19 protein-coding genes and 1 pseudogene are annotated in these 26,632 nt (G+C 33.7%); 11 read left to right on the forward strand and 9 right to left on the reverse strand.

Features of this window, described 5'->3' with window-relative positions:
• Positions 1–609 carry a superoxide dismutase gene (locus OM962_RS00690; RefSeq protein WP_264330486.1) on the reverse strand — a complete coding sequence of 203 codons (609 nt, stop codon included), beginning with the start codon at positions 607–609 and terminating at the stop codon, positions 1–3.
• A gap of 135 nt (positions 610–744) precedes the next feature.
• On the opposite strand from OM962_RS00690, the gene OM962_RS00695 reads away from it, so the two are divergent.
• The 4 genes from OM962_RS00695 to OM962_RS00710 all read left to right on the forward strand — a co-directional run bounded on the left by OM962_RS00695 (position 745) and on the right by OM962_RS00710 (position 2,668).
• Positions 745–1,275 carry a hypothetical protein gene (locus OM962_RS00695; protein ID WP_264330487.1) on the forward strand — a complete coding sequence of 177 codons (531 nt, stop codon included), beginning with the start codon at positions 745–747 and terminating at the stop codon, positions 1,273–1,275.
• Between the two features lie 535 nt (positions 1,276–1,810).
• Positions 1,811–1,990, forward strand: coding sequence for a transposase (locus tag OM962_RS00700; RefSeq protein ID WP_264330453.1), 180 nt, complete (start codon positions 1,811–1,813; stop codon positions 1,988–1,990).
• Positions 1,991–2,037: 47 nt separating this feature from the next.
• Positions 2,038–2,157 carry a hypothetical protein gene (locus tag OM962_RS00705; RefSeq protein ID WP_264330464.1) on the forward strand — a complete coding sequence of 40 codons (120 nt, stop codon included), beginning with the start codon at positions 2,038–2,040 and terminating at the stop codon, positions 2,155–2,157.
• Positions 2,158–2,185: 28 nt separating this feature from the next.
• Positions 2,186–2,668 carry an IS630 family transposase gene (locus OM962_RS00710; RefSeq protein ID WP_264330460.1) on the forward strand — a complete coding sequence of 161 codons (483 nt, stop codon included), beginning with the start codon at positions 2,186–2,188 and terminating at the stop codon, positions 2,666–2,668.
• Positions 2,669–2,868: 200 nt separating this feature from the next.
• On the opposite strand, the gene tnpC is transcribed toward OM962_RS00710, so the two are convergent.
• Positions 2,869–4,221 carry an IS66 family transposase gene (gene tnpC, locus OM962_RS00715; RefSeq protein ID WP_264330459.1) on the reverse strand — a complete coding sequence of 451 codons (1,353 nt, stop codon included), beginning with the start codon at positions 4,219–4,221 and terminating at the stop codon, positions 2,869–2,871.
• 106 nt (positions 4,222–4,327) lie between these two features.
• Here tnpC and OM962_RS00720 point away from each other — a divergent pair.
• Positions 4,328–4,477 (forward strand): annotated as a pseudogene (locus tag OM962_RS00720) (Rpn family recombination-promoting nuclease/putative transposase); the annotation flags it as partial.
• On the opposite strand, the gene OM962_RS00725 reads toward OM962_RS00720, so the two are convergent.
• From OM962_RS00725 to mgtE, 3 genes are all read right to left on the reverse strand, one after another.
• On the reverse strand, positions 4,452–8,870 hold the full coding sequence (locus OM962_RS00725; RefSeq protein ID WP_264330488.1) for a hypothetical protein: 4,419 nt from the start codon (positions 8,868–8,870) through the stop codon (positions 4,452–4,454). The pseudogene OM962_RS00720 and the gene OM962_RS00725 overlap by 26 nt on opposite strands.
• A gap of 25 nt (positions 8,871–8,895) precedes the next feature.
• Complete coding sequence (locus tag OM962_RS00730; protein ID WP_264330489.1) at positions 8,896–9,129, reverse strand: OTU domain-containing protein; 234 nt, start codon at positions 9,127–9,129, stop codon at positions 8,896–8,898.
• A gap of 485 nt (positions 9,130–9,614) precedes the next feature.
• The gene (gene mgtE / locus OM962_RS00735; RefSeq protein ID WP_264330490.1) at positions 9,615–10,985 is read right to left on the reverse strand and encodes a magnesium transporter; all 1,371 of its coding nucleotides are present in this window, start codon (positions 10,983–10,985) and stop codon (positions 9,615–9,617) included.
• A gap of 155 nt (positions 10,986–11,140) precedes the next feature.
• Between mgtE and prfB the strand changes: the two genes are divergently transcribed.
• Positions 11,141–12,242, forward strand: a protein-coding gene (prfB, locus tag OM962_RS00740; protein WP_264330491.1) for a peptide chain release factor 2 whose coding sequence is annotated in 2 segments (ribosomal slippage) — positions 11,141–11,206 and positions 11,208–12,242 — 1,101 coding nt in all. Because the reading frame shifts where the segments join, the coding sequence is not laid out codon by codon here.
• A 174-nt stretch (positions 12,243–12,416) separates the two neighbouring features.
• Here prfB and OM962_RS00745 read toward each other — a convergent pair.
• Positions 12,417–13,703, reverse strand: coding sequence for a Na+/H+ antiporter NhaC family protein (locus OM962_RS00745; protein WP_211908158.1), 1,287 nt, complete (start codon positions 13,701–13,703; stop codon positions 12,417–12,419).
• A gap of 179 nt (positions 13,704–13,882) precedes the next feature.
• On the opposite strand from OM962_RS00745, the gene OM962_RS00750 reads away from it, so the two are divergent.
• From OM962_RS00750 to OM962_RS00760, 3 genes are all read left to right on the forward strand, one after another.
• Positions 13,883–14,053, forward strand: coding sequence for a hypothetical protein (locus OM962_RS00750; protein ID WP_264330492.1), 171 nt, complete (start codon positions 13,883–13,885; stop codon positions 14,051–14,053).
• Positions 14,054–14,194: 141 nt separating this feature from the next.
• Positions 14,195–16,231, forward strand: a complete 2,037-nt coding sequence (locus OM962_RS00755) for an ankyrin repeat domain-containing protein (RefSeq protein ID WP_264330493.1) — start codon at positions 14,195–14,197, stop codon at positions 16,229–16,231.
• Between the two features lie 108 nt (positions 16,232–16,339).
• Positions 16,340–17,263, forward strand: coding sequence for an RluA family pseudouridine synthase (locus OM962_RS00760; protein ID WP_264330998.1), 924 nt, complete (start codon positions 16,340–16,342; stop codon positions 17,261–17,263).
• Between the two features lie 7 nt (positions 17,264–17,270).
• On the opposite strand, the gene OM962_RS00765 is transcribed toward OM962_RS00760, so the two are convergent.
• Together OM962_RS00765 and aspS are read right to left on the reverse strand one after the other, a co-directional pair.
• A complete protein-coding gene (locus tag OM962_RS00765) occupies positions 17,271–18,533 on the reverse strand; it encodes an MFS transporter (protein WP_264330494.1) in 1,263 nt (420 codons plus the stop codon).
• A 35-nt stretch (positions 18,534–18,568) separates the two neighbouring features.
• On the reverse strand, positions 18,569–20,371 hold the full coding sequence (gene aspS, locus OM962_RS00770; RefSeq protein WP_264330495.1) for an aspartate--tRNA ligase: 1,803 nt from the start codon (positions 20,369–20,371) through the stop codon (positions 18,569–18,571).
• A gap of 131 nt (positions 20,372–20,502) precedes the next feature.
• Here aspS and OM962_RS00775 point away from each other — a divergent pair, with 131 nt between their 5' ends.
• A complete protein-coding gene (locus tag OM962_RS00775; protein WP_264330496.1) occupies positions 20,503–21,885 on the forward strand; it encodes an ankyrin repeat domain-containing protein in 1,383 nt (460 codons plus the stop codon).
• Between the two features lie 61 nt (positions 21,886–21,946).
• Here OM962_RS00775 and mutS read toward each other — a convergent pair whose 3' ends face one another.
• Positions 21,947–24,457: a DNA mismatch repair protein MutS gene (mutS, locus tag OM962_RS00780; RefSeq protein WP_264330497.1), complete on the reverse strand. Its 2,511-nt coding sequence runs from the start codon at positions 24,455–24,457 to the stop codon at positions 21,947–21,949.
• Positions 24,458–24,570: 113 nt separating this feature from the next.
• On the opposite strand from mutS, the gene OM962_RS00785 reads away from it, so the two are divergent.
• Positions 24,571–26,625, forward strand: coding sequence for an ankyrin repeat domain-containing protein (locus OM962_RS00785; RefSeq protein WP_264330498.1), 2,055 nt, complete (start codon positions 24,571–24,573; stop codon positions 26,623–26,625).
• Positions 26,626–26,632 lie beyond the last annotated feature (7 nt).

Raw genomic sequence — 26,632 nt, forward strand, 5'->3', positions numbered from 1 at the left:
TTATATATTCTTCTTTAAATTCTCTTCTACAAAATCCCAATTGATCAAATAATCAAGAAAAACTTTTATGTAGTCAATTCTGCGATTTTGGCAATCCAAATAGTATGCATGCTCCCATACATCCATAGTAAGTAGTGGCACTTGGCCATAAATTAGCGGTAGATCCGCATTTGGAGTTTTAGTGATTTTGAGTTTTCCTTTTTCAAGCACTAACCACACCCATCCACTACCAAATTGGCTTACTCCATAATTTGAAAATTCTTCACAAAATTTGTCAAAGCCACCAATATCATCTTGAATTTTTTTTGCTAGAAGACCATCATCTTGAGGCTTACCACCACCATTCTTTTTCATTGAATTCCAATAAAAAGTGTGATTCCAAACTTGTGCTGCATTGTTAAAAATAGGAACTGTATTATTATTTCCATGAACTTTCGTTACTAATTCCTCAATTTCCATATGTTGATAATCTGTGTTTTCAACCAGTTCGTTGAGTTTATTTAAATATCCCTTATGGTGCTTATCATAATGAAAATCTAATGTCTTTACAGATATATAAGGCTCTAAAGCTGCTTTATCATATGGCAACTCAGGTAAAGTAAAACTCATGCTGACCTCTTTATTTTCGATGGTATGGTAATATGTGCTTTTGCGCAACAGATAATTTAGTTAGGTAGTGATTGCATTTATTCTAAAACAAGCGATATTAGTAAGATAATTATGTTTTTATTTTAGAGGGGTAATATGTCAAGTTTATTCAAGAATTTTAGTAGATATGCTAAGTTCGGAGATGTTCCTACCAAAAGTGTTGGATGTAACAAAATTCCACAAAATAGTTTCTATAAATCCGTTTACCTTATCAACAGTGTTGTTGGGCCAGTGAAAAATGTAGCTCTTGGTAGTTACCAAAATCCTTCTATGATTCAGACTACTACTTTTGCGTTAGCTAGTGTAATTCTGCAACCTTTATATCTAGCATTGGCGTATTTGTCATACTGGCCAGCAAAAGGATTAGCGAAAGCAATAGATAGTTTTGATCTTAAGCGTAACACAAAATCGTTCATAGATTATTCATCCATGTTGTCACGTAAGACATGGGACCATAGTAGTGCATTATCTAAATTTGTTAACACAGTTTTGAGTTATGTTGTTAGTGCTGTTATCTGGGCTGCTGCGCTCGTTGTTACACCTCTGACTTGGGCTATTGATAAAGTGGCAAGTAAATTTAGTGATGCAAAAAGTGAAGGTGTTGGTAGTCCTTCTTTTTCAAAATAGATAGCCTACCAAGTACATGTGAAACCATTGTATCTGTGTGGCAAAATAAAGTAGACGAGATAAAGACAACTATAGAAGCAAGAGGATGTCATGCCAGTGCGTGACACTGGCATCCAGCTTTTTCGCGCAAAAAACGTTGTAAGGTGTTTACCAACTTAGTTGAATCCCAGCTGGGATGACACTTGGTTATGCAAGAAATCTATTGTCAAAAAAAATTACTTCCGCATATTTTGAATCTGATTATAATGACAATTAGAGATATTTTAAGAGCTCAAAATCTATCTTTGTCTGCAGACTTCAACTAACTTTTCAATAAAAAACGTAGCGTATCTTTTTCAGCGTATATACACGTCTGTCATATGTGCGCTGCATTTTTTTCTAATCTTTTTATACAGGAGGATTTTATGTCCAGAATTCCAGATATAGTATTTCCTAAAGTAAATGATAAAGGTATAATAAAGTATTTGAGTTATAATGGCATATATAGTATTTCCTAAAGTAAATGATAAAGGTATAATAAAGTATTTGAGTTATAATGGCATATAGTGTGGATTTAAGGGAAAAGGCAGTATTGATGATAGAAAAAGGTAAGACAAAGGTTGAGGTAGCAGAGCTTATGGAGATAGGAATAGCAACTCTGTACCGTTGGTTAAAAAAGAAAGCTGCTGGTGAAAGCCTCAAGCCATCTAAAACGGTAGCTTTATTCGAAAAATAGACCCCAAAATACTCGAAGAATATGTTACAAAGAATCCAGATCATACTCTGGCAGAGATGAAACAAAATCTTGGATTTGGAATAAACTCAATTTGGTATAGACTAAAACAGCTAAAAATTACTTTAAAAAAAAGTCACACTATATCAAGAGCGCAATCAAGAAGATAGGGAGCAATTTATTGATAAAATCTCAAAAATAGACCATTCCAGCATCTTATATATAGATGAAGCAGGAGTTGATAATAAGTTATACCGAGAATATGGACGCGCTCCAAGAGGAAAGAAAATTTATGCAGATATTCCAGGGAGAACTCGAGAGAGAATCAGTATAGTAGCCGGGTGGATTGGAAAGAGATTTATTGCACCAATGACTTTCAAAGGTGGGTGTGACAAAGAGGTATTCAATACATGGTTGGAGAAGATGTTATTACCTAAATTGCCACTTGGCACAACTATAGTTATGGATAATGCTACATTTCATAAGACCACTAAAACAAAATCATTAATAGAGTCTTTTGGCTGTCATTTGCTGTATCTTCCAACATATTCACCAGATTTGAATCCTATAGAATACTGTTGGCATACCATCAAAAGCCGCCTCAGACCTCTCATGTATAAATATACAGACTTACAGCTTTTGGTTGGTAATACCATAATGGAACTTTATCATCCATTTTAGAAAATACTATACTTGACTTTTACTTTAGCTAATAATGGGCGCCTATGATTTTTATAAAGAAAGTGTAGGAAATAGAAACATTTCTGTTTTTTGAGTAACAAAAAACCACTTTAACTTGCCATTTATATTTGAAAAGTAATTATATTAATATAATATTCATATTTATATACTAATATTAGGTATCCGTTCAGAGGTGTGGTTTAAGAAACAACAGCTAGCAGGTTTTGAAAAGGGTTTAATTCCTTTTGTTTCCAAGTCAGATACAACGAAATTATCCGCTCAAGAAATCTATTCCCTCGCTCTGACTGTGCAAAATATGAATTCTTACGATAGACAACATAATGCCGTATCTGTCGCTCAACATGGTTATTCGTTAATGGAATATTCTCTGGGTCATCCAAAAATGTCCACATCATTGACTCGGATTTTATAATACCCTTTACCGTTCGTGAAGCTCCTTTTGCTTCAAGTATATAAGATATTTTTATCATGCAGTACTGTATGTATCTTCGTAATTCTTTAGCTTGCTTAGTGAACTTTGAAATACTAATTTCATTTTCTGACAAAGCGTTTTTTAATACAAACAATCCATTAGCTGCGTCTTTTAAACAATGGCCAAGTCTCATTACTTCACTATTCCAACTATGAGATAACCTCTCGAAATTTCTCAATAAGTGAGCCCAACAAATTTGTCGTTTTTCATCACTGAAGTGGTTGTAAACTGCATATCTGTCAGTAATTACCAGGTTTTTGTAATCACAAAATGCACTATTCTTTAAAAATTTCATTCCTCTTGTATCTGCTAACTTCATAAGACTTGCTTTATTGTTGGCAAACATCCAGCACCATCCCAATTTGCCTTTGTTGTAGTGACTGGTTTCATCAATATGCAAAATTTCGCTTGCTTTTATTTCTTCCTCTATTTGTTCATAGGCTTCTTTACATTTTGACGAAACCCTTGCTTCACTATTGGACACACTACCAACACTTATACTCATGTTAAAGATGTCTTTCATAATATTCGCTATTTCTCGCTTTGAATTCTTATAAAACCCACTTAGTGATGCAACTACTGACTTAACTCTAGGACCAAAGGTATCCGGTGTAACTCCTTCTGGTAATTTGCTACTCCTTCTTTTTCCGCATTTACGACAGCGACCATGTTCTAATTGATACTCAACTACGTAAGGCTTAATTTCTGGTAAATCAACTTTTTGATAGACATATGGTTTTTCCGATATTGCGATTTCTTCACCACACTCGCATCTATTTGGTAACTCTACCTTCACCACCTCATCTGCTTCCATTTTAGCTCGGCAATTCCCCTTATGTCCAACTTGACCACCTATCTTCCTGCCGCCCTCTGACTTATCTTCTGGTGTGTCTTTTTTTATTTTGTACAGCTCTTTTGAACTTGGTAAAGATGAATTCCTTGAGTTTAAGCCGAGTCTCTCTCTTAGTTCAGCATTCTCTATTTCTAAGATTTTATTTTTTTCTTCAATCTTTGCTACTTTCTGCTCTAAGTTTTTACATAACTCTACAATACTGATCAACAATTGAAGCATCTAGCCTTACTTTACTATCAACATTTTGTGTTATTACTACTTTAATATATTATGTCAATTGTTTTTTATCCTTGCCACACCTCTGAACGGATACGAAGGTAAGGAAGAGGGTATAGCAGAGGGTGAACAACAGGCTAAAATAGCTGTGGCCAAAACACTCAAGGCCGGTGTATCTATTGATGTTATCGCTGAAATCACTGGCCTTTCCTCAGATAAAATTAAGCAACTTGACCAGCAGAAGTAACTCCTCTCAGGCTCTTATTATCCGTAGGTTCTACAGTAATGCTGTTAAGTGAAGATATTGGCTGCTGTGACTTTTTCAAATTGCTATTTTCCCATTGTATAAATCTTTGTATTTGATCGTCATAATGATTCAATTTATATTTCAGCTCAATGAGTGATCCTTCTCTGTCTAGTGATAGATTTACAGTCTTCTGACCACCTAGAGATGTCACTCTCATATTTTCCAAATTTCTTCTTTTAGGTGATATACACTGACCCTTCACTGAGCCTGGTAAAGTACAATCTTGCAACTCTGAGACTTGCTGCTGATTATCCATTTTTCTCCTTTTAGTTTTTGTACTCTCTGTGTCTAGAAAACTTTTGTTTTCTAGCAGTAACTCTTCACTTGATACTGAAGAAGAACTTTCGCTATTTTTTTCTACATAAAGCTCTTTTAAGATTGAGACACCCTTAGCATTCAAATCAGATTTTTCAAATTGTAAGAGCGATTCTCTTTTTTCTATCTCATTTCTTAAATATGTTAACTTGTCTTCACCTTCAGTAAATAATTCTTGTATAGCATTTACAGTTCCTAAAGTGTCAGGATGATTTACTCCTATCACTTTCTCCTGTAATTCTTGCAATTGTTGGAGTTCTTGTAATACTTTTTCCTTATCCTCTAAGCAGCTATGTAAAACAGCTATATAAAACTTCACAGATAGTACGTTAGGATGATTATCTAAAAATCCATAATTTTTTTGTAGCTTCAGTACTTCCTCAAAATATCGCAATGTTTTTTCTCTTAATTCCCTCTGAATGACTTTTTCTACTTCTATTTCAACAAAATAAGGAGCAGGTTGTAAGTACTGACTACCTTCTTGATTTATTAGAACATCTTGTAGATTCCTAAATAAAGCTTGTATACTCAATTCACGAGGTAAATCCTCTTTATGTGATAACTCTCCTTCATTTATAGTTACTTTTTTTCTTTCTTGAACCATAAAGAAATATGCTAGGGCATAGATATATTTTGTATCTAAATTATAAAGTTCATACATCTCGGAAGGATAAAGATAAGGATCATCATCGGAGTCAAAATCACCTAGTTTAAGGAAAATTTCATCTCTCAGTCGTCTTACATAGTACAAAGTTGTAAATGCATCAGTATATCTTTTTTGCATCACAAATACTTCAGCTATAATAACTGCTATATCTAGATGTTCTTCCATAAGTTCCATGATGTCTTCTCGATATAAACTATTGACTATAAAGTTATTGTATTTAACGTATGACAATGCTTCTTTATAATTTTTTTGTTTGAGATAAGTAGAAAGTATTTTTTTATCCAAAGTAAGAGAAGGAAATGTATCATTTACCTTCTCGAGTTTTTTTAAATCCAGAAAGATTTTTAACGCTCTATCATATAGTCCCAAACCAGCTTGCGCGCAGGCAAACTCATATTTAATTAATCTTGAATATCTATCATCTACAGCAAGTAATTGATATAATTGTGACGTGAGATTGATAACTTTTTTATACTCATGTAACTCATTTAAGCTACTCAAAACTAAACAAGGAAAATTCTTATTTTCTTCTATTAGATAGTCATATTTTTGACTATGATCAAACAAGGATAAGAGATGAACTACATCTAAAAATCCTCCTTCAGCTTCAGATACCAGTTCTATGACACAACTTAATATGTGTTTTTCCTCATCTATGCTAAGCCATGAACGCACTACTTTTTTGACCGATTCATGCATAATGTAAACCTTGTATTTATCTGATCCTTCTACATAAATTATGGAATACTGCTCTAGCAATTCGAAAATGGAGTATAGTCCATCCTCATATCTAATCCAGGTAAGAAATAAACTGGGATCAATTGCACTATGATCAAAATAAGCCATAATACTTAAAATTTTTAGAATTTTCTCTCCAGAACTCATCTTTTCTATTGTTTCCATCGAGATTAGTAATGTTATTTGCAATATTCTATCGTATTCATTTTGTCCAGTGTTTCGTGGAAATTTCTGATTAAACCTTTCGTATTCTATTAAATATTCAAAAATTCCAAATGCTTCGCTCAAAGAGCTTGATCCTTTGTTTTTAATACATGCTGCTGCTAGATTTATAGCCAATGGAAAACATTTTAGTTTTCTTATGAGCGCTTTTATTTGTTCATCTTGCGATCTATCTGCCATCTCTAAAATTATTTTGACAAGTTGTACAGCTTCTTTTTCTTCAAGACTATCTAAAGATACTTCTGCTATATCTTGATAATCTTGATCAGAAGAAGTAAACAGGCAATCAAAACCACCTCTTTGACCTCTGATCTTTAAAATCCTCTCTAGATCTTCTTTTTTAACTCCCTGAAAAAGGAATAGGCATTTTTTCTTTTCTTTATTTCCTACTCCTCCTTCCATAAACATGGCTAACCTATCTCGGGTAAAGGAAGCAAAAGAACTTTCTATGGATAATATATCTTGAGTACTCACCTCATAGGCATGAAGATAAGCTCCTTTGTTTTCTTCAACAAACTTTCTAGCTAATTGAGTTTTACCAATACCAGATGGACCTACTATTACTACCGCTCCCCCCTGCAATTTTGTATATATCTCATCTATTTGTTCTTGCCTTCCAGTGAATTCTTCTACTGGATCACATACATCCTGAAAATTCATTTTACCAAATAGAAATCCTAATTTTTTTACATTTGATAATCTTTTTATACTAGACCGAAAACTCCTAGATCTTGCTGCATTATCATGCTCTGATTCAAGTAGGTTGCTATAGTCTTGAGCGACTGTTTCAGCATGCTTTACAAATGCTTCTTTTACTTTTAGATAATAAGATAAATTTGGAATTGTTTTTAAATTGTTTTCCATCGAATATATAACATCACTATTTTTTCCAGCCCTTTCTATTATCTTTTTGCCTTTCCTTATTCCTTCTCCTTTAACTAAGTATCTCATATTCATATCTAAACTTTGTTTGCATCCTTGACAGAAAAGTAAGATATACTCGCTTAAAACGCTTACCTCTTGTTCAATATGAGATTTAATTTTTACTATAAGATCCTCAATTACCTTTTTGCTTGGCATTTGGATTTCTTTATTGACAATATAAAATACCTGATCCACTTTAGCCTTAAACTCTTGTATATTTAAGGCATCTAAAGTATACACATAATTTTCAAGTTCTACGTTTGTAGCTTCTACTCTAACATATCTTGTATCATATATTCTTTTCGACTTTTCACCCATAAGGGAACGGCGATAACCATACTGACTAGATTTATCCTCACTTCTCTTTCTATAATAGATAAAAGAGCCTTCACTTCCTTCTGCAACTCCGATATTTTCATATAAATCTTTAAGGTTATAACTTATTTCTCCATACTGCGCAGATGCCTCTTGTAAACATGTATTTAGAACAAGGGTTTCAGCTATCCCTAGCTTGCTCAAATCTTTCTTATATTCTTTCTGAATATAATATTCGATTATCTTATCTACAATGTCATCTGCTATCTTTGAAACATGATCAAAGCCTATTTTCTCAAACTGCATTTCAAAACTTTGAAAAATATTGCATCCAGCATCTACTAATATTTTTCTAAAGCCCAGTTTATATTCATTAAATGTTTCTATTAAGTCTGATAGATTAATAAAACTTTTTGTCGCTTTTATTACATTACCTGTTCTCAAAGATGCCCTCATACCAAACATTGCCAAGTCATCTGTATGCATTGAACATCCAAAAATACTTCGCACAAATCCATTAATATTCATTCCATCAAAAAATATTCTGTTCCCTTCTCTCAGTGTACTTGCAAGTACATCATATATAATAATCCTCATTTCAAATGATTGAATGAAACTCATAACAAATTTCATCAAATTTGAATACTCTACTTGATAAAATTGATAATGATTACCTCCTTTGTAGGATAAGCATATTTTATTAAAATATTTTTCCTCTTCATTGTATATATGATCTTTTGAACCTTTCTCAGACACTATTATCGCTGTATTTAGTAGATCAGACATTGCATTTATTTCATGCTTTCCACCCCAAGCTTTAGGCATTTCCATACACTTTAAGTATGTGTCAAATATAAATTCCTGAACTTCATTTCGGTTTTTTATCTTGTTAAGTTCAGTACAAATTTCCTTTACTGCACTTTTATCAAAAGAATTGGGTTGGAGTTTACTAATATCAATATTACACTGCTTAATTTTTTCAGCACCGAATTCATCTTTAAATTCTCTTTTAAAGGTACCTCCTGTAAAATAACTTCCACTTTGACTCTCAAAAAGATCCATAATCTCAACCTTATTTTCAAATCTTCTTTGGCTGAAACATACTGCATCAGCAACTTCACTACGAAATGTCTTCGTTACCAACTGCCTCATTACACTATCTTCATAAATATTTGCATTACTTTGCAAAAGATTTCACAGTAAAGTTTGTTCCAGGATTTAATTGCTTAAGTCCTTGTGCAACTGCATCAAAGAAACAATCCCCTCTTCCAATTGCTTTCCCTATTGTAAAACCTTCTGGCAACTTTAATATTTGCTGACTGCTAGATAGTAGTGTGTCTTCTTTTTGCATTCTTATTAACCTAGATTGATTATCTATTACTTGTTCTCCTATATTTTCTTTACCTAACATAAAGCCCCCTATATTTTAATATTCATATTTTGATTGTTTTGTCGTAAACCTCTTTTCTGAAGATTGGTTTCAACATTTGATTCTTATGCAGTTGTACCAAAGCAATTTACTGTAGAAACTTTATAGTAACCCTAAGTAACTTTAATTGCTGAGTAACAGTGTGTTTTTCTTTTGATTTCTGACTAAACTAGATATATTCTTAAAAAAGCTAGGATTACTTTCCGAATGACATACATAATACAGTTCATCTAACACCATACCCCACATATTGATTACATTAAATTGTACTATAGCTAAAAAGACCTAACAGAGCAAAGACTTTTTTGCATACTCTAGCATTTTAGTTTTTATTTTAAAACTAAAGCAGCTCAGTTTCATGTACTTTTATTTCTTTATCAACTGTTATTTTTCTTCTTCAATGTATCTGTGAGTAATGATAACGTTGCTGGTAAAGCTTGTAAAGCAATTTTTTTATATAGCAAGATTCAGCTATTTAATAAAAAGATCGTGGCTAGACCAAAAAATATAAGAGCTGAGAGAATATCAGTTGTTGCTGATGTTAAGATTGAAGACGAAACAGCAGGATCGGATCTTAAACGATGAAGCATTATAGGAATGAAAGTGCCGATAAATGTTGCAATAATCGACATTGCAATCATGGAAACTACGAAAATGATCTCTACTTTTAAACTATGGAACCTTATTGCTAATACTACGAGCGAAATTGTAGATAAAATCACTCCATTTATAAGACCTATTAAAAATTCTTTCATCAGTATTCTTTTTGCATTTTGCTCAGTTAGATATTTTGTTGCGATTGCCCGGATAGTTAGTGTTACTGTTTGGGATCCTGCATTTCCGCTCATTGATGCAATTATTGGCATAATTATTGGTAGTACTATAAAACTTTCTATTACGTTATCGAAAAAGCCAACTACTATAGAACATATTGTTGCAGCTAAGAGGTTAAATAATAACCAAGGTAGCCTTTTAATTATAGTTTTATGTATAGGAGCATTTATATCAGATTTAGATGATACACCGCTTATTTTAAGTACATCCTCTTCTGCTTCTTGCTGAACAATTTTGATTACATCTTCAATAAGGATTACACCGATAATTTTACCACTCTTATTTACTACTGGAGCTGATAATAGAGAGTAATCTTTAAATATTCTTGCTACTTCTTCTTGGTCCATTCCAGTTTTAATTATTTTTATATCTTGACTCATTATCTCTTTTATTATTGTTTCTCCTGAGTGAGATATTACCTTATTTAAGTTGAAACTACCTATAGGTTCTAATTTCGAGTTAATGATGAAGATTTGGTAAAATGTTTCTGGTATTTTTTTATAATTGCGCAAGAATTCCATTAGCTGATTTATCGTCCAATAATATGGAGCTATAACCATATTTTTATGTATCAACCTTCCTGCACTTTCTTCTGGGTATGATAACAATTCCTCTACTAATTTTTGAGTTGCATTGGGTAAGTAGTTAAGTATGTTTTCTATAGACTTTCTATCCAAATCTTTCACTATGGCTACTATGTCTTCTATATCAAGAAGCATTAGTAACTTTGCTGTATTTTCTATTCCCAATATTTCTATGATCTCTACTTGTAAATCTGGTACTACATGTACTAAGGCATCACTTAACAAATGTTGATCGAGGATATTAACTAATTTCTCCCTGTGATCACTGATCGAAGTAGATAAAAAATAAGCTAACTGAACGCTATCTATCGTTTTGACAATATTATGAACACTTTCTAATTCTTGATTATCGAGAGACTCTATTAAATCATCAATAGCCTTTTTGTCTAAACCATAATGAGAACTTGTTTTAATATTCATTACTTTACCTTATTTTTTTAATAAATATACACACTTGATTTTATTGAACATTCAAGTATAATAAAATTATTTTGAATTAACTATTATATGGTTAAATTTCTATTTTGTTTGCTGTTATTGTTAGTGATAATAAATATATTAAAGTCTAAAGTATAATGAAAACCCATCCAGAAATCCTTGAATACTTTCAAGGCTTAAATAAAAGTATTTCTCTTATCAGGAGGTGTCTTTGACATAGAAAAATTGAAGTTGCGTCTTGAAGAGCTGGATTCTCAAGCGTCGAATGATAATCTGTGGCAAGACAATCAAAAAGCACAAGAAATTTTAAAAGAACGCTCTAAAATTAAGCATGACATAGAATCGTTTTCAAAGCTAGAAAGCGATTACAACGATGCTATCAGCTTGATGAAATCTGCTATTGATGAGAATGATGAAGAATTTTTTTCTGAAGTTAAAGGTGAGTTAGTAAAGCTAGAGAAATTAATCAAACTTAAAGAGACAGAATCTTTATTTACTGGTGAAGCAGATAACAATAACTGCTTTTTAGAAATCCACTCAGGAGCTGGTGGAACAGAGAGCAATGATTGGGCTGAGATGCTCATGCGCATGTATACAAGATGGGCAGAAATTTATCACAATTTTAAAGTTGAAGTTGTAGAAAAATTAGATGGTGATGCAGTTGGTATAAAATCTACAACAATAAAGATCATCGGAGAAAAAGCTTACGGGTGGGCAAAAAGCGAAAGTGGAGTTCATAGATTGGTTAGAATATCACCATTTGATGCAAATGGTAAACGTCATACCAGTTTTGCAAGTGTAGGAGTAACTCCAGTGATTGAAGATTCAATAGATATTGTTGTGGATGAAAAGGATTTAAAGATCGACACTTACCGTGCTTCTGGAGCAGGTGGTCAGCATGTAAATAAGACTGAAAGCGCGGTACGTATTACGCATATTCCAACAGGCGTTGTAGCTCAATGCCAAAATGGTCGTTCTCAACATAAAAATAAAGATGAAGCACTTAAACTACTTAAAGGACGTTTATATCAAATTGAATTGGAAAAAAAAGAACAGAAAATGGCCGAAGAATATGGCAAGAAATGCGATATAGGTTGGGGCAGTCAGATCAGATCGTATGTTATGCATCCATATCAAATGGTAAAGGATTTAAGGACTGGACATGAAGTTGGCAATATAAATTCCGTTTTTGATGGCAATATAGATTGTTTCATAGTTAGTGTATTGGAGTTAAAATGAGATTTATTAAAAAGCTAAGTTTTATGCTCTGCTAATAAGGGGAAAAGAAAACCAAAACCTATTGAGAAAAATGGAACAATTTTGTGAATATATCTATTATCCAAGTAGCTGATGAAAATGGCAACTCGTTTCTTATGGGCACAAAAATGTAATATGAAGAGAAATCTTCGTACATTAAGTTGTAGCCGCGCAACGTCTGCCATTGATGATTATTTCACCTACTGTAACTGCTGCTAAAATAAAGCAGTAATAAACTTGTGTTAACAAAGAAATAGGTGAGACAGAAGCAATGCTACCTGCTAGCAGCAGCTGGGAACCATAAGGCAAAATGCCTTTTGTAACGCAAGCAAAAATGTCTAACAAGTATGCACTACGGTATGACGGAATATTATGCTTTTGCGCGAGCCTTTTTGCAATATCGCCACTTAATAAAATAGCAATGGTATTATTAGCAACTAAAACAGTAAACATAGATGCTATGCCCGCTATTACAAATTCAGCTTTAGTTTTTGTGATATTGCTTTCATCGATAAGTTTGTGTAATGCCTTTTGACCCTGCTTGTACATTATATGACTCAATCCGCCAATAAATAGAGCAAATATTACTATCTCGTTTACTTTTTTGAAACCGTCATATATGTCATGAGAGAGTTGAATGATAGTATAGTCAAAAAAAGTCATCCCTAATACACTAGCAACAATTATATTTATAGTTATTGTTACTAAAGTAGTAACTTCAAATAACCCCATGATTATTAAAGAAATATAAGGAATAATCTTTATTACTGATAAATAATCTAAATTTGATGTAGGAATAATTTTTGTACTATCTGCCATAATTGCCAGATAGACAAGCGTTATAATGCTGGCAACAAATGCTACTTTAGAATTCACTTTAAGTTTATCCTTTATCGTGGCCCCCTGTGAAGAAACAGATGCAATAGTAGTGTCAGATATCATTGAAAGATTATCACCAAATACGGCACCTCCAACTACAGTTGCAGTTCCTATTTCAAGACCAAAAGCCCCACTTTTTGCTAAGTTAACAGCTATTGGTACCATTAATACAACAACTCCCATAGACGTACCAATTGCAGTTGATATAAAAGCGGAAGCCAAAAATACTCCAGGCAGTAGTAATCTTGCTGGAAGGAAATTGAGAATTAAATCAGCAACAGTATCTGCACTACCAATTGATTGAGTCACCACAGAAAATGCTCCAGAAAATAGAAAAGTTAAACACATAGTAAGGGTGTTTTTATCTCCCATACCCTCGATGACAGTATCGATGTTACGTTGAATTTTACCTGCACTGCATGCAACAGCAAAAAATAGCGCCGGTAGTAGGCAAATTACCGGTGAAACTTGGCGAAGCGGATTATCAATTCCAATAAAGGAAAAATAGACACCACTTCCAAGGTATAAGATTAAAAAAATAACCAAAGGAAAAAAAGCTGTCATTTTACTGCCTTAAAACCTATGATTATAATCAATTAAGTGGTTTCAGGCAAGCTTGGTTTTCTGTAAGTTAATAACAGTCCTTTTAGACTCTCAAGTTACGCTATGGAAAATGCGTTGACTATTCTACCATAATATATAGCATCAAAAAATACTCTATAGTATGAGGTAAAGCTATGGTAATGACATATGAACAGTGGAACATAATATTAGGTGTAATTGATCAAGAGATAAATTTAAGTAAAGACAATGTAATTGAAAGAATAAAAGAGCTATTAAAGGAAGTAAAGATACTAGGGCAAGCAGAAACATCAAGAATGTTAGAAGAGATATCGCATGGATTAGAAGTATAAAGCAAGATTCCAAGAGTACAAGAGACACAAGAGCCATTAAAAAAGAGACTAAAGGTAGTAAATGTACCGCAGACAAAAGAAGAAGCAAAAAAGATACTAAAGGAGTCAAGGGTATCAAATGCGCAACAGATGGTAAAAAGAATGCTAAAAAGGTTAGGTGTACAAGAGACATTAGAAGAATCAAAAGCAGTGGCGCTAGAGGATGTGCTAAATGCACGAAAGATCTCAGAAAAGGTACCAGTGATGCTAGATGTAGGAAAGATATTAGAGACACTAAAGGCACTAAAGAGAGCAAGTAAAAATGTGTATAGAGAGTGGGAGAAAAATAAGTTTGATGTAAATCATTGGTTTAAAGTAGATTGTTTGCATGAACGCTTTTCATACACGTTATTGTATTTAGCTATTGATTTTAAGCTGAACAATTTAATAAATGCTATGCTTAAAGTAAAAGGAATCGATATTAATGCACCAAGTCCGTTTTCCGAATGGAATGCTTTACATTGGGCTGTTGAAGATAGGAACACAGAAGTAGCACGCAAGCTAATAGAAAAAGGGGCAAATGTTAATCAGTTGGATTCATCTCAACGAACTACTTTATATCAGCCAGCTGTAAATGGCGATATAGAAATAACAAAAATCTTAGTAAAAAATAATGCAGATGTTAATGCAGAGGATCTAGCGAGATTGACTGCTTTATATAAGGCTGCCGCTAATGGCCATGAAGAAGTAGCAAAGTACTTAATGGAGAATGGAGCAGATGTTAAGAAGAATGGAGCGCTTAAACTTACTCCTTTACATATTGCTGTTGCAAATGTTGATGAAGCAATGGTGAATTGTATAATAAAAAATGATAAGAATATTGTTGAAAATATTGAGATAGTAGATGTATTTGGATGGAGTCCTTTATATTGGGCTGCTGCAAAGAATGATACATTAATATTAGAGATCCTATTACAGGCCACATCACGATGTAGAGCAAGTGTTGATATAGAGGATAAGTTAATTGGGCGATCTCCCTTACATATTGCTGCTACGAATGATAATGTGGAAGCAGTAGAGCTCTTAATAAACTATGAAGCAAATGTTAACCATAAGGATGCATGGGGATGGACTCCTTTTAATTGTGCTGCCGCAAAAGGCAATAGAAAAGTAATGAATTATCTAATAGCCCATGGAGCAAGTATTGAGACAAATGATCCACAGAAAATATTACTTTCTATTTGTCCATATAATTATCTAGAAGCAGTAACTACTATAATACAACTTGGAATATGGAAGGATGTGATGAAATTGATGGTAGCTGAGTTTTTACGTTGTGCTGCCGGACATGGTGATACACTAATGGTACATGCTCTATTAGAATCTGGAATAAATGCTAATGCACGTGACGATTTAGAATCAACTGCTTTACATAAAGCTGCCAAAGGTGGCCATGCGGAAGTAGTAAGGACCTTAATTTTATATGGAGCAAATGTTAATGCACAGGATAGCTCAGGGCAATCTCCTTTAGCTTATGCTTTCGAACATAGACACTGGATAGTAGTAATGACTTTACTATGTTATGGCGCAAGTACTTTATTGCCTGATCACTGCGGTGAAACTGTAAGAGATTTAGCTGAACATCAAGGCATAAGTAATCTTCTAGTGGAAGCAGAACAAAGAGCACTAGATATACTTACGCGGCTTAACTTAGAATCAAGTATACTCAGAAACAAAGCATTAATGAAAGTGCAACACATAGCATCATATATGTTGAGAGAAATAGAATTACATCCATCTATCAGCTTTGAATTTATGATAAGAGATCAAGCTAATCAAATTGAACAATTACAGTATAACGATAAACTTAATGAAAAAAGAGTAGCATTTATAACTGACCACATTAAATGTGTGCAGTTAGAGACTAACACTAAAGCGTGTTCAGCTGAAATGGATGGAGTAAAAGAACAAATATTACATAGTCCTTGCAGGTGGTCATATCGCACTAAAAATGTTAATGTAAGAAGAGTAACATCTTTAGCTAACGGCATTGAGTGTATGAAGTTAGGGCCTAACACTGAAGCGTGTCCAGGCCCTAGTACTAAAGAGCCTAATACTCACCTCTCTATGATCGAGAAACTATCATTGTTACCACTTTACTCAGCTGTAGGAAAATATGAAGCCGTTATAAATAGTTAAATAATCCTCTAAATTCCAGCACGTAGCACTCGATGCAAGTAGCTGAAACTGAGAAGTACATTAGGTATGTTAGATTTTAGTTTACACAATAAAATTTTTATAAGTAAGATGTCAGAAGGTATCAAAACCATATTAGTAGAAGACAATAACGTTAGGCTCGATAGGTACATTAGAAGAATTTTTCCCAATTTGAAACAATCTGCAATTGAGAAGTCTTTAAGGAAAGGATTAATCAAGGTTGATAATTGCACGGCAAAATCCAGCGATAGGGTAAGCTCTGGGCAAACTATAATGATAAGATACTTAGACTATATTGAGAACACTAATTCTGACTGCAAATATAATGAAAAGTTAGTGAATCTACTAAGAGAGAACATATTATATGAAGACGAATATATACTAGCTATAAACAAACCCGCAGGGGTCATTGTTCAAGGCGGCATAAAGGTAAAAATTAGCATTAGTGATTTACTTGACCAAATAAGAGAGAGAGAAATATTTAAAATTGTTCACAGGCTGGATAGGGATACAAGCGGAGTAATAATATTCGCACGCAATGCCAGCGTTGCCAAATACCTTATGGAAGAATTTAAAGGACGGAGGATAAAAAAAACTTACCTAGCATTAACTTTTGGTATACCGAGCAAAGATAATGGAACAATAGACTATCCGTTGGTGAAAAAATATATTTCAGGGCAAGAAAAAGTAGTCGTTGATGAAGATTCACCTCAAAATGCCACTACGCATTTTTCAATTATAGCAAGGTTAAAACATAATGTTGCTTATTTAAAATTACAACCAATTACTGGCAGAACTCATCAATTACGTGCACATTTAGCTCATATAAATTGTCCTATTCTTGGTGACGGTAAATATGGCGGTAAAAAAGCTTTTATTGATGGAGTAGCAAATCAGATTCACCTACATTCATATTCTTTGTCTTTAAAATTGCCAAATAATAAAGAAGTCACTATTACTGCTCCTGTCCCTAAACATATCGAAAAATCTATTGAAGCGCTATCTTTTGACTAAAGCGATTTCACCAATCAATTTTTTTGTCTTTGGCTTTAATTTGAAGTACAGATATTAGGCTAATCAATGCACAAACAGTAAGGTAAATCCCTGCAGCAAGTTTTGTTTCGGTTTTTTCTATAAGCCACATGCATACCGATGGAGAAAGGCCGCCAAAAATACCTGCAGATATGTTATGTGCGAGGCTAAAGCCGGTGCACCTAACTTTTGTTGGAAATAACTCGCAGGCAAGAGAATTATATATTCCAAAAGATGCACCTATCGGCACACTTATCAACAGAAAAGAGAGCGTGACAATATAGTGGTTATCATTTGATAATAGCGAAAGTACCGGCAAACCAGCGCAAGCTAGAGCTACTAATGTAGGAATCATTACATTTTTTCTTCCAACTTTATCAGACAGTATTGCAAATAGCACTGCGGACGTTCCAAATGTAATTTCAACTATAATCCTTACTACATTTTTAATATCAATACCTGACAGAGTAAGCGCTTTTACAGATATGTTATAAAACATTATTACCGAATAAACGATTGCATTTTGAGCGATACCAAGCCCAATTGCTAATATAAATGCTTTTTTGTAGGTTTTGATTAATTCTAAAAATGGAGAATCAGATAAGCTTCTATTTTGATCATGAATTTTATATGCTAAGCTCTCTTCCATTATATATCTTGTTAAAAAGCCTATTATGCCCATAATGAAGCAGAAATAGAAGGGCAACCTCCAGCCCCAAATTTCATAATTTTCACCTGTAAACTTTTTGCAAATAGCTATCATTACAAAGCATGTGATAGAACCGAGAGCACCACTAAACGCTTTCATGCTCCCTAAGAATCCTAGATTTTTTTTATCGCTTGAATGCTCTATTAAAAAAGCAGAGTTAACACTTGTTTCTCCACCAGCTGCCATTCCTTGTACTATCCTACAAAACAGAAGCAGTATAGGAGAAAATATTCCTATTTCTCTAAAGCTTGGTATAACCGCAATTGCAGTAGACGATATCGAAGCTAATATTACGGAAGTCAGTAAAATTTTCCTCCTGCCATACTTATCTCCAATGTAACCAAAAATAAACGCACCAAGTGGTCTAAATCCAAAGCCAATTGCAAAACTGCCAAGGAATTTGATTTTTTTTATGTAGTCGCTTTCTGATGAAAAAAAAACGTCACTTATTATATGCGTCAAAACTCCAAACAGAGTTATTTCATACCATATAATCATATTGCAGATTATACTTGATAGTATTGCTTTTTGAATATCGTTCATAACTTCCAGTTTACCACACTCCGCTATAAAAATTTTTATTCAATAACCTTCAAGGATAATTCACGTAAATGCTTATCATCTACTTTAGAAGGAGCGCCCATTAGAACATCTTCTCCTTGCTGATTCATAGGAAAACAGATTACTTCACGAATATTCGGCTCATCTGCAAGTAGCATAACCATTCTATCAACCCCTGGCGCTATTCCACCATGAGGTGGCGCTCCAAACCTGAATGCACGCACAAGCGCGCCAAATTTTGTATCAACTTCCTCTTTACTGTAGCCTGCAATGGCAAAAGCTCTGTACATAATATCTAGTTTGTTATTACGAATCGCCCCACTTGAAAGCTCTATTCCATTGCAAACGAGATCATATTGATAAGCAAGGATATCTAGTGGATCTTTGTCTTCTAAATCCTTCAAGCCACCATGTGGCATGGAAAATGGGTTATGAAAGAAATCTATTTTTTTGCTTTTATCATCATATACAAAATATGGAAAATCGATGACCCAGCAAAACTTAAAGATATTGTCATCTATAAGACCTAGTTGTGATCCTAAGAGAGAGCGAACTTTCCCTGCAATTATTGCTGCTTCATTTTCCTTATCAGAAGCAAAAAATACACTATCTCCAGGCTTTACATTTGTTATTTCTTTTATAGAATTTAACCTATTGTCATCAAGAAATTTAGCAATTGGTCCTTTTGCAATGCCGTCCTTATCAAATGTTATATACCCAAGACCTTTAGCACCTAATTCTTTTTGCGCATGTTCTATTTTTTTATCAAAAAAGCTGCGTGGTTCCTCCGCTGTTTTGGGAGCAGGAATGGCTCTGACTACCATACCTCGCTCAATATTGCTTTTGAAAATATTGAACTCTGAATTACGGAAAATTTCTGTTACATCGCTGATCAATAGTGGATTGCGCAGATCTGGTTTATCAGAACCGTATTTGAGCATTGCGTCTTTGTATGTAATACGTGGAAAATCTTTATCAACTGATTTGCGAGAAAATTTGGCAAACACTTTATATAAGGTAGATTCAATAACCTGAAATATATCTTCTTGAGTTACAAAAGACATTTCAAGATCTAGCTGATAAAACTCCCCAGGAGAACGGTCAGCCCTTGCGTCCTCATCACGAAAACAAGGTGCAATTTGAAAATATTTATCAAACCCTGAAACCATAAGCAACTGCTTAAAAATCTGTGGAGCTTGTGGTAATGCATAGAATTTACCAGGATTTAGTCTGCTTGGCACTAAATAATCACGTGCTCCTTCAGGAGAAGAGGCAGTAAGTATGGGAGTTTGAATATCTAAGAATCCTTGCTCTATCATGAGCCTCCTGAGCTCTGAAATGATCTGTGAACGTAGAATAATGTTATTACGAACCTTTTCACGTCTTAAATCAAGAAAACGATATTTAAATCTCATGTTTTCTGGGTATTCTTGCTCACCGGCGATACTTGCTAATATACTCCTTTCTTCTTTTGCTATTTCTTCATCACAGTGGAACTCAACTTCAGATTCAACTTGTAAATTACTAACTATAACTTCAATTTCTCCTGTGGAAATAGAGCTATTTACCGTATCTTCAGTTCTAGCTTTGACTATTCCTGTGACAGTAATCACACTTTCTGATTTTAAATTCGAAATTTCATCAAAAAAATCTTTATCGTTATTGAATACCAACTGAGTAATCCCATGAAAATCTCTTAAATCAACAAAGATTAGGTTACCATGGTCACGTTTGCGATACAGCCAACCAGAGAGAATAACTTCCTTTTCTACATCATTCTTCCTTAATTCATTACACTCGTGAGTTTTATAACAGTTCATTTAATTGAAATTTCTAGAATACAGAAAGATTATAAAATAAATTAACCTTTGGGCAAGATAATATCTAAAGATCCTTTACAAGCAATTCTGATTTAGATATACTTTTTTATTATGTGTGTTGAGGTGTATTTATGAACCCTGAAGAATTAAAAGAAATTTTAGCTAAAAAAGAGAGGGTGAATGCTGTAATAAAAGATCTTGTTGATACTGTTACCAAAAATGATTTAGAAAAAGTAAAGTCAATTTTTGAGGAAAATAGTTCCATTATTCGAGATGTTGTCACTGAGGTTAATTCCCAAAGCGGTACAAATTTATTAAAGTGTTCTACTAATAACAAAATGGCCGAATATCTAATAGAAAAGGGTATAAGCTTTAGCGCTGCAGTCACAAAGGCAGTTAAAAGAAGAGATTTAGAGTCAGTAAAATCAATCTGTCAGATTAACAGCTTAATAGCTAAAGATGAGTTATCGCAAAATCCTGAGCCACTAGAATCTGCAACTTATGATCACAAATTTAATGATAAAATTGCAAGGTATTTGATTGAACAAGGTGCAAATCCTAATGCAACTGATCATCTTGGTCGTTACTTACTTCATCTGCAAACTGCACAAGGCAATTTCGAAGGAGCTAAGGCTTTAATAGAAAACGGTGCGGATGTTAACTTAATAAATCAAGAGGTAAAAAGCTATCAGAACTTAATTATTGGTGGTAGTGCGTTAAAGGGTCAAACTGCGTTGAATTTTGCAATTAGAATATATTACAGACATAAAGACATAGACGATCAAAAATCTGATAAAACCTTAAAATTTATAAGTTATTTAATAGAACACAAAGCAAACTTAAATATCAAAGATTGTAATGAGATGGTCCCTTTAGATATTGCTATATTTCATAATTCTCCAAAGATAGTAGAATTATTGATAAAAGCTGGTGCTGATCTTAATGTTGGAAGGGAAAAAGCAGAAGGTGTTTTAAAGTATGCAATTACTGAAGGGCATATAGATATAGGGAGAGCTACAATTCGATATATTTTGGAACATGACTCACACTGGTTAACAACTTCAAATAAACCAGATCTTCTCAATGACCAACAAGAGTTATCAAACTATTGGGATGAATATAAAGCTCAAGTTAAAGAGCTTCATGATATAGTGGGAGATAGAATTTACTTGACTGGTGACCGCTCTACCCGTCCTATAATGAGAACAGTGAGTGGCCTTTTAGATCACAACAGTAGACAAAATCTAGTAAAAGCATCACTAATACCTACTCCTAGTTCTAATGAATCAGAAAATTTTTGTCCAAGAAAACTTGCTGTTGTAGCTGTAGCTGCAGTACCTTGCGCTTTAGCATTATATTTTCTTGCTCCATTAATCATTGGGTCTTCTGCTGGAATTGGTACCCAACTAGCATTAGGAGCTGTAGGTGCAGTTGTAGGTGGTGGAATTGGAATCTTGACCAATGTGGCAATAGATCAATGCTACGTTAATTTAGCTGCTCAGAAAGCTGACTAAAATTAAAGCGCCATAGATTACTAAAACTCCATAATTGTGGAGTAATATAATGTTACTTTCCTCAAGCCTTTAGCTCCTCAAATACTTCTCTTGCTCTGTTTAAAACAGAATCAGGAAAACCAGCAAGTTTTGCTACATGTATTCCATATGACTCATCTGCAATGCCTTCAATTACTTCATGTAAAAAGATGACTTCTCCTTTCCATTCTTTTATTTTCATACAAAAACATTTCACATTTTCTAAGTATTCACCTACTTTAGTCAATTCATGATAATGAGTTGCAAAAATGGCGCGGCACTTATTTATGTTGTGAATGTGTTCAATCACCGCCTGTGCAATAGATAATCCATCATATACCCCTGTGCCCCTACCAATTTCATCAAGTATCACCAAGGAACGATCTGTTGCCTGATTTACTATCGTTGCTGTTTCGATCATCTCTACCATGAAGGTAGAATAACCAGCTGTTATATTATCTGTTGCACCAACCCTGCTAAATATCTTGTCAATCACTCCTATATGTGCATTCTCTGCTGGCACAAATGACCCCATGTGAGCTAAAACTGCAATGAGAGCGTTTTGCCTCAAGAAAGTGCTTTTTCCAGCCATATTAGGACCAGTAATTAGATGTATACCAGCTAAATTGATGCTATTTGCAATGAATTTATCGTTAACTTCAACCACTGGGTGTCTTCCGCTACAGATATTGAACTCTTTGCTGTCATCAATAATGGGTTTTACGTAATTATTTTGCACTGCAAGCTCTGCAAATGCGGTTCTAATATCAAGTTTTGCCAAAGCATTTGCAGCAAGAGCAATTTTTTCAGATTCTTTAGCGACTTCACTACACAGTTCACTAAAAATTTTCATTTCTAAGCCGATTGCAGCATCACGTGCCGTAAGAATTTTATTTTCTAGTTCTTTCAATTCATTAGTAGTGTAGCGCATGCTATTTGCTAAGCTTTGCCTATGAATAAATATATCCGAAGTTATTTTGTGATTTGCCGACACTTCAACGTAATAACCAAGTATGTTGTTGTGTAATATTTTGAGTGCGGCAATGCCAGTTAGGTCGCGATAAGATTCACGGAGTTTGGTTATTAGTTTATTACTATTATTTAATATGTAGGATAACTCAGATAATTCTGAGTTGTATTTTGAGTGAATAAATCCTCCTTCTTTCATGGAACTGAGGTTATTATCAAGTATAGCACTATTTAACAGTTCAAATAGGTCTTTATGATTGCCAAGGCTTTTATGTATTGTGCTTAGTTCACTTTCGTCACTACTTATCACCTGAGTAGTAGACACTGGTTCCTTTTCTCTGGTCAAGCACTGGAATGACATCTGAGAGTTAATTTCTGATTTTTCACTTAAACAATAATTATGCAAGGTAGACAGAAACTCAGACAATTCTAAAGTCTTTCCTAGGCCTATTTTCAATAGGTTCATATCCTTTGGTGAACCACGCCCTAGTATTAAGCGCGATAAAGACCTTTCAATATCCGGAATGTTAGATAATATCTCTCGTATTTTTCTGCGTGAATCATGATTATTTACAAAAAATTGAGCGGTGCTAAGCCTCAAATTAATTGCCTTAGAGCAAGCAAGGGGTGAAGCGAGCATTTGTTTGAGCAGGCGTCCACCAGAAGCTGTAACTGTATGATCAATAACTGAAATTAGTGAACCTTTCTTTTCACCAAATTGAGTTGAAAACAACTCAAGATTTCTCCTTGCTGAAGCATCAATAAGCATGAAATTTTGTTGCTTATAGGTTTTTGGGAATTCAAGCCTTGGAATGGAGCCCCTTTGCGTTACTCTGACATATTCAAGCAGTGCACCACACGCCATGATTTCTACTTTGCTGAAATTTCCTATACTCCCAAGTTCCCTGATTTTATAAAACTCGCATAATGTTCTGTGAGATTTACTATACTCAAAAAAGCTCTGTGCGTGTTGCGTAATTGATATTTTATAATTTTTTAAAATCGATCTAATTTTTTCATCCTCAGTGAATTTTTCAGAAATTAATAATTCTCTTGGTGATATACGCAATAAATCACTATCTAGAGCTTTCAAACTCGTTAAAGTGTGAAAAAATTTTCCCGTCGATAATTCAAGCCAACTAATAGCATATTCGTCATTTTGTTCAACTATGGATGCGAGATAATTATTGCTTTTATCCTCCAGTAGTGAATCTTCTATAATTGTACCTGGAGTTACAACTCGCACTACATCACGCTTTACTATGGATTTATAGCCCCTCTTTTTTGCTTCATCAGCAGTTTCTAATTGGTCACAGATTGCTACTTTGAATCCTAAATCTATTAGCTTGTGTAGGTAAGATTCACTACTGTGTGCTGGCACTCCACACATTGGTATTTCTTGCCCATTTGAATTGCCCCTCTTGGTTAGCACTATATTCAGCAATTTCGCAGCTTTAATAGCATCATCGAAAAACAATTCATAAAAATCGCCCAGTCTATAAAACAATAGATGATCCGTGTATTGAGCTTTCAAATTTAAATATTGCTCCATTACAGGGGTATTTTTTTCTCTTATTAAGTTCATAACATTTTTAAATATGTTAGCAGCAAACCACTTACTCTGGTGTTGGTTATTTTATTATGGATCAATAATTTTTTTTAGCTATAGTACAAAAACAAATAGTTTGAGGTAGAATTATGGAATATGAACGGTTGTTAAAAATATTAAGGACAATAAGTGACTTAAATGAGAACAATATAATCGAAAGGGTAAAAGAGGAATTGGAAAAAGAAGATCCAGACACGTATAAAAAGTGGCAAGATAATGGATTTAACATAAATTATACATTCGATGATCAAAGTACATTGTTACATATAGCTGCTAGAAATGATCTTGTAAAGATAGCAGAGCTTTTAATAAAAAAAGGGGGTAATGTTAATACAGCAGATCAAGATGGATGGAATACTTTACACTTTGCTGCTGCAAGTAGCAGTATAGGAGTGGTAGAGATTCTCATAGCAAAAGGGGTTAATGTTAATGTAGCAGATCAAAATGGGTTTACTCCTTTGCATTGTGCTGCTCACAATGAAAATAAAGAGATAGTAGAACTCATATTAGACAAGGGGGCTAATGTTGATGCAGTAAATCAAAATGGGTGTACTCCTTTGCATTGTGCTACTATCAATGGACATGAAGAAATAGTAGAACTCCTATTAGAGAAAAGGGCTAATGTTGACGTAGCGGATGAATACGGGCGTACTCCGTTATGCTGGGCTATTAGAAATGGCTATTCAGAAATAGCAAGAATTCTACTTGAAAACAAAGCAGATCCTTTATTGGGACATAAAAGTTTTAACACATTAAAGCTTTTGATTGAATTAATAAAAAATGATTTTAAGCACTCTAAGAAAGCAGAAGAAACACAGCAACAAGAAGATGATGAATATGAATTGATTAAATACTCGTTGCTACTTCGCAATGACTGCTCCTTAACGGATGTTGTCGAAAGAAGTGCATTTGGCAAGCTGATATCTACGTGGCTTGTTGACATGTCCAACTTAACAGAGAGTCAGAAGGAATTGAATAAAAAATTCTTAAGTACTTTTAAAGACTTTCCACATGTTACTTATAAGGATTATAAGAACGATGTTGAAAAAATTAAAAAATTTTTACTAGATCATAAAAGTAATCAAGATCTAAAAACCATTCTCAACCTTAAAAGAGGAGAATCTAAACTGACAATACTGCATATTCTATCAAGTATGGAATGTAGCAATTCAGAAGAATGCATAGATTTACTGTTGAATTCAGGTGCTGATCCTAATGAAAAGGACGACACAGGAAGGACGCCTTTGCATTATGCTACTCGTTCTGGTCATTGTGATACAATTATCAAATTGCTTCTAAGGAAAGGAGCTAATCTTGATATAAAGGATAAAAAAGGTAAAACCCCAATAGAATTTGCAGTTAATAACCCCCACCTTAATATTAAAGAGTGCTTTTTAACTGATGATGTTATTTATGGAACTTTTCGTAAAAAAACACAAGCTGACTATAATGGAAAAAAGTATTTGTGCAAAAGTGTAAATCTATGGGGGGAAGATTTTCTACTAGATGAGCAAGATCCAGATAAATATTTTTGTAAATTAGATGAAGTTCAAGACATAAATCAGCTAGAACAGGTTGTAAATGAAGCTATAAAATCTAGGGTAAGGTTCAATCTTACTTGTGAGGGAAATATATATGAAAATACTTATGAGAATAAGTATAATTTTACAGATTATGTAATAAGAAGAATTAGTGAATTAAAGATTTTTCAAGTTGAAAGGGACATAGAAGTTGCTAGTCACATAGTATGTAATTTGGTAAAAAGAGGTGCAGTATTTGAAACTTTAAGTAGTATAATTGTAATTGATAAACTAGAGAAGTTTAAAGACCACAAAGCTAATCTGAAAGAAGCACGTAAAAGCTATATACATTATTCTCTAAGGTTTTTGGAAGCTGCAAAAAACGCAACTACTGGTAAGGTAAAAGAGGCAAAAATGGACAACTTCACTTTCTACTTGAAATATTCAAAGAATAGTATAGTCGAGGTTGCAAAAATCATAAATGGAACAGATGAAAGCACAGAATTTCGAAGAGACGTGATAGCAATAGGTGAAAGCGAGATAGAAATTTTAACGGAAGGTGGGGTAAGAAATTATACTGACCTTATAGGTAATATAGTACTGACTTTTCATACTGATTTGTGAAAAGTAG

The organism is Wolbachia endosymbiont (group B) of Erebia ligea (assembly GCF_947179575.1).
In the GTDB taxonomy this organism is placed as follows: Bacteria; Pseudomonadota; Alphaproteobacteria; order Rickettsiales; family Anaplasmataceae; genus Wolbachia; species Wolbachia pipientis_C.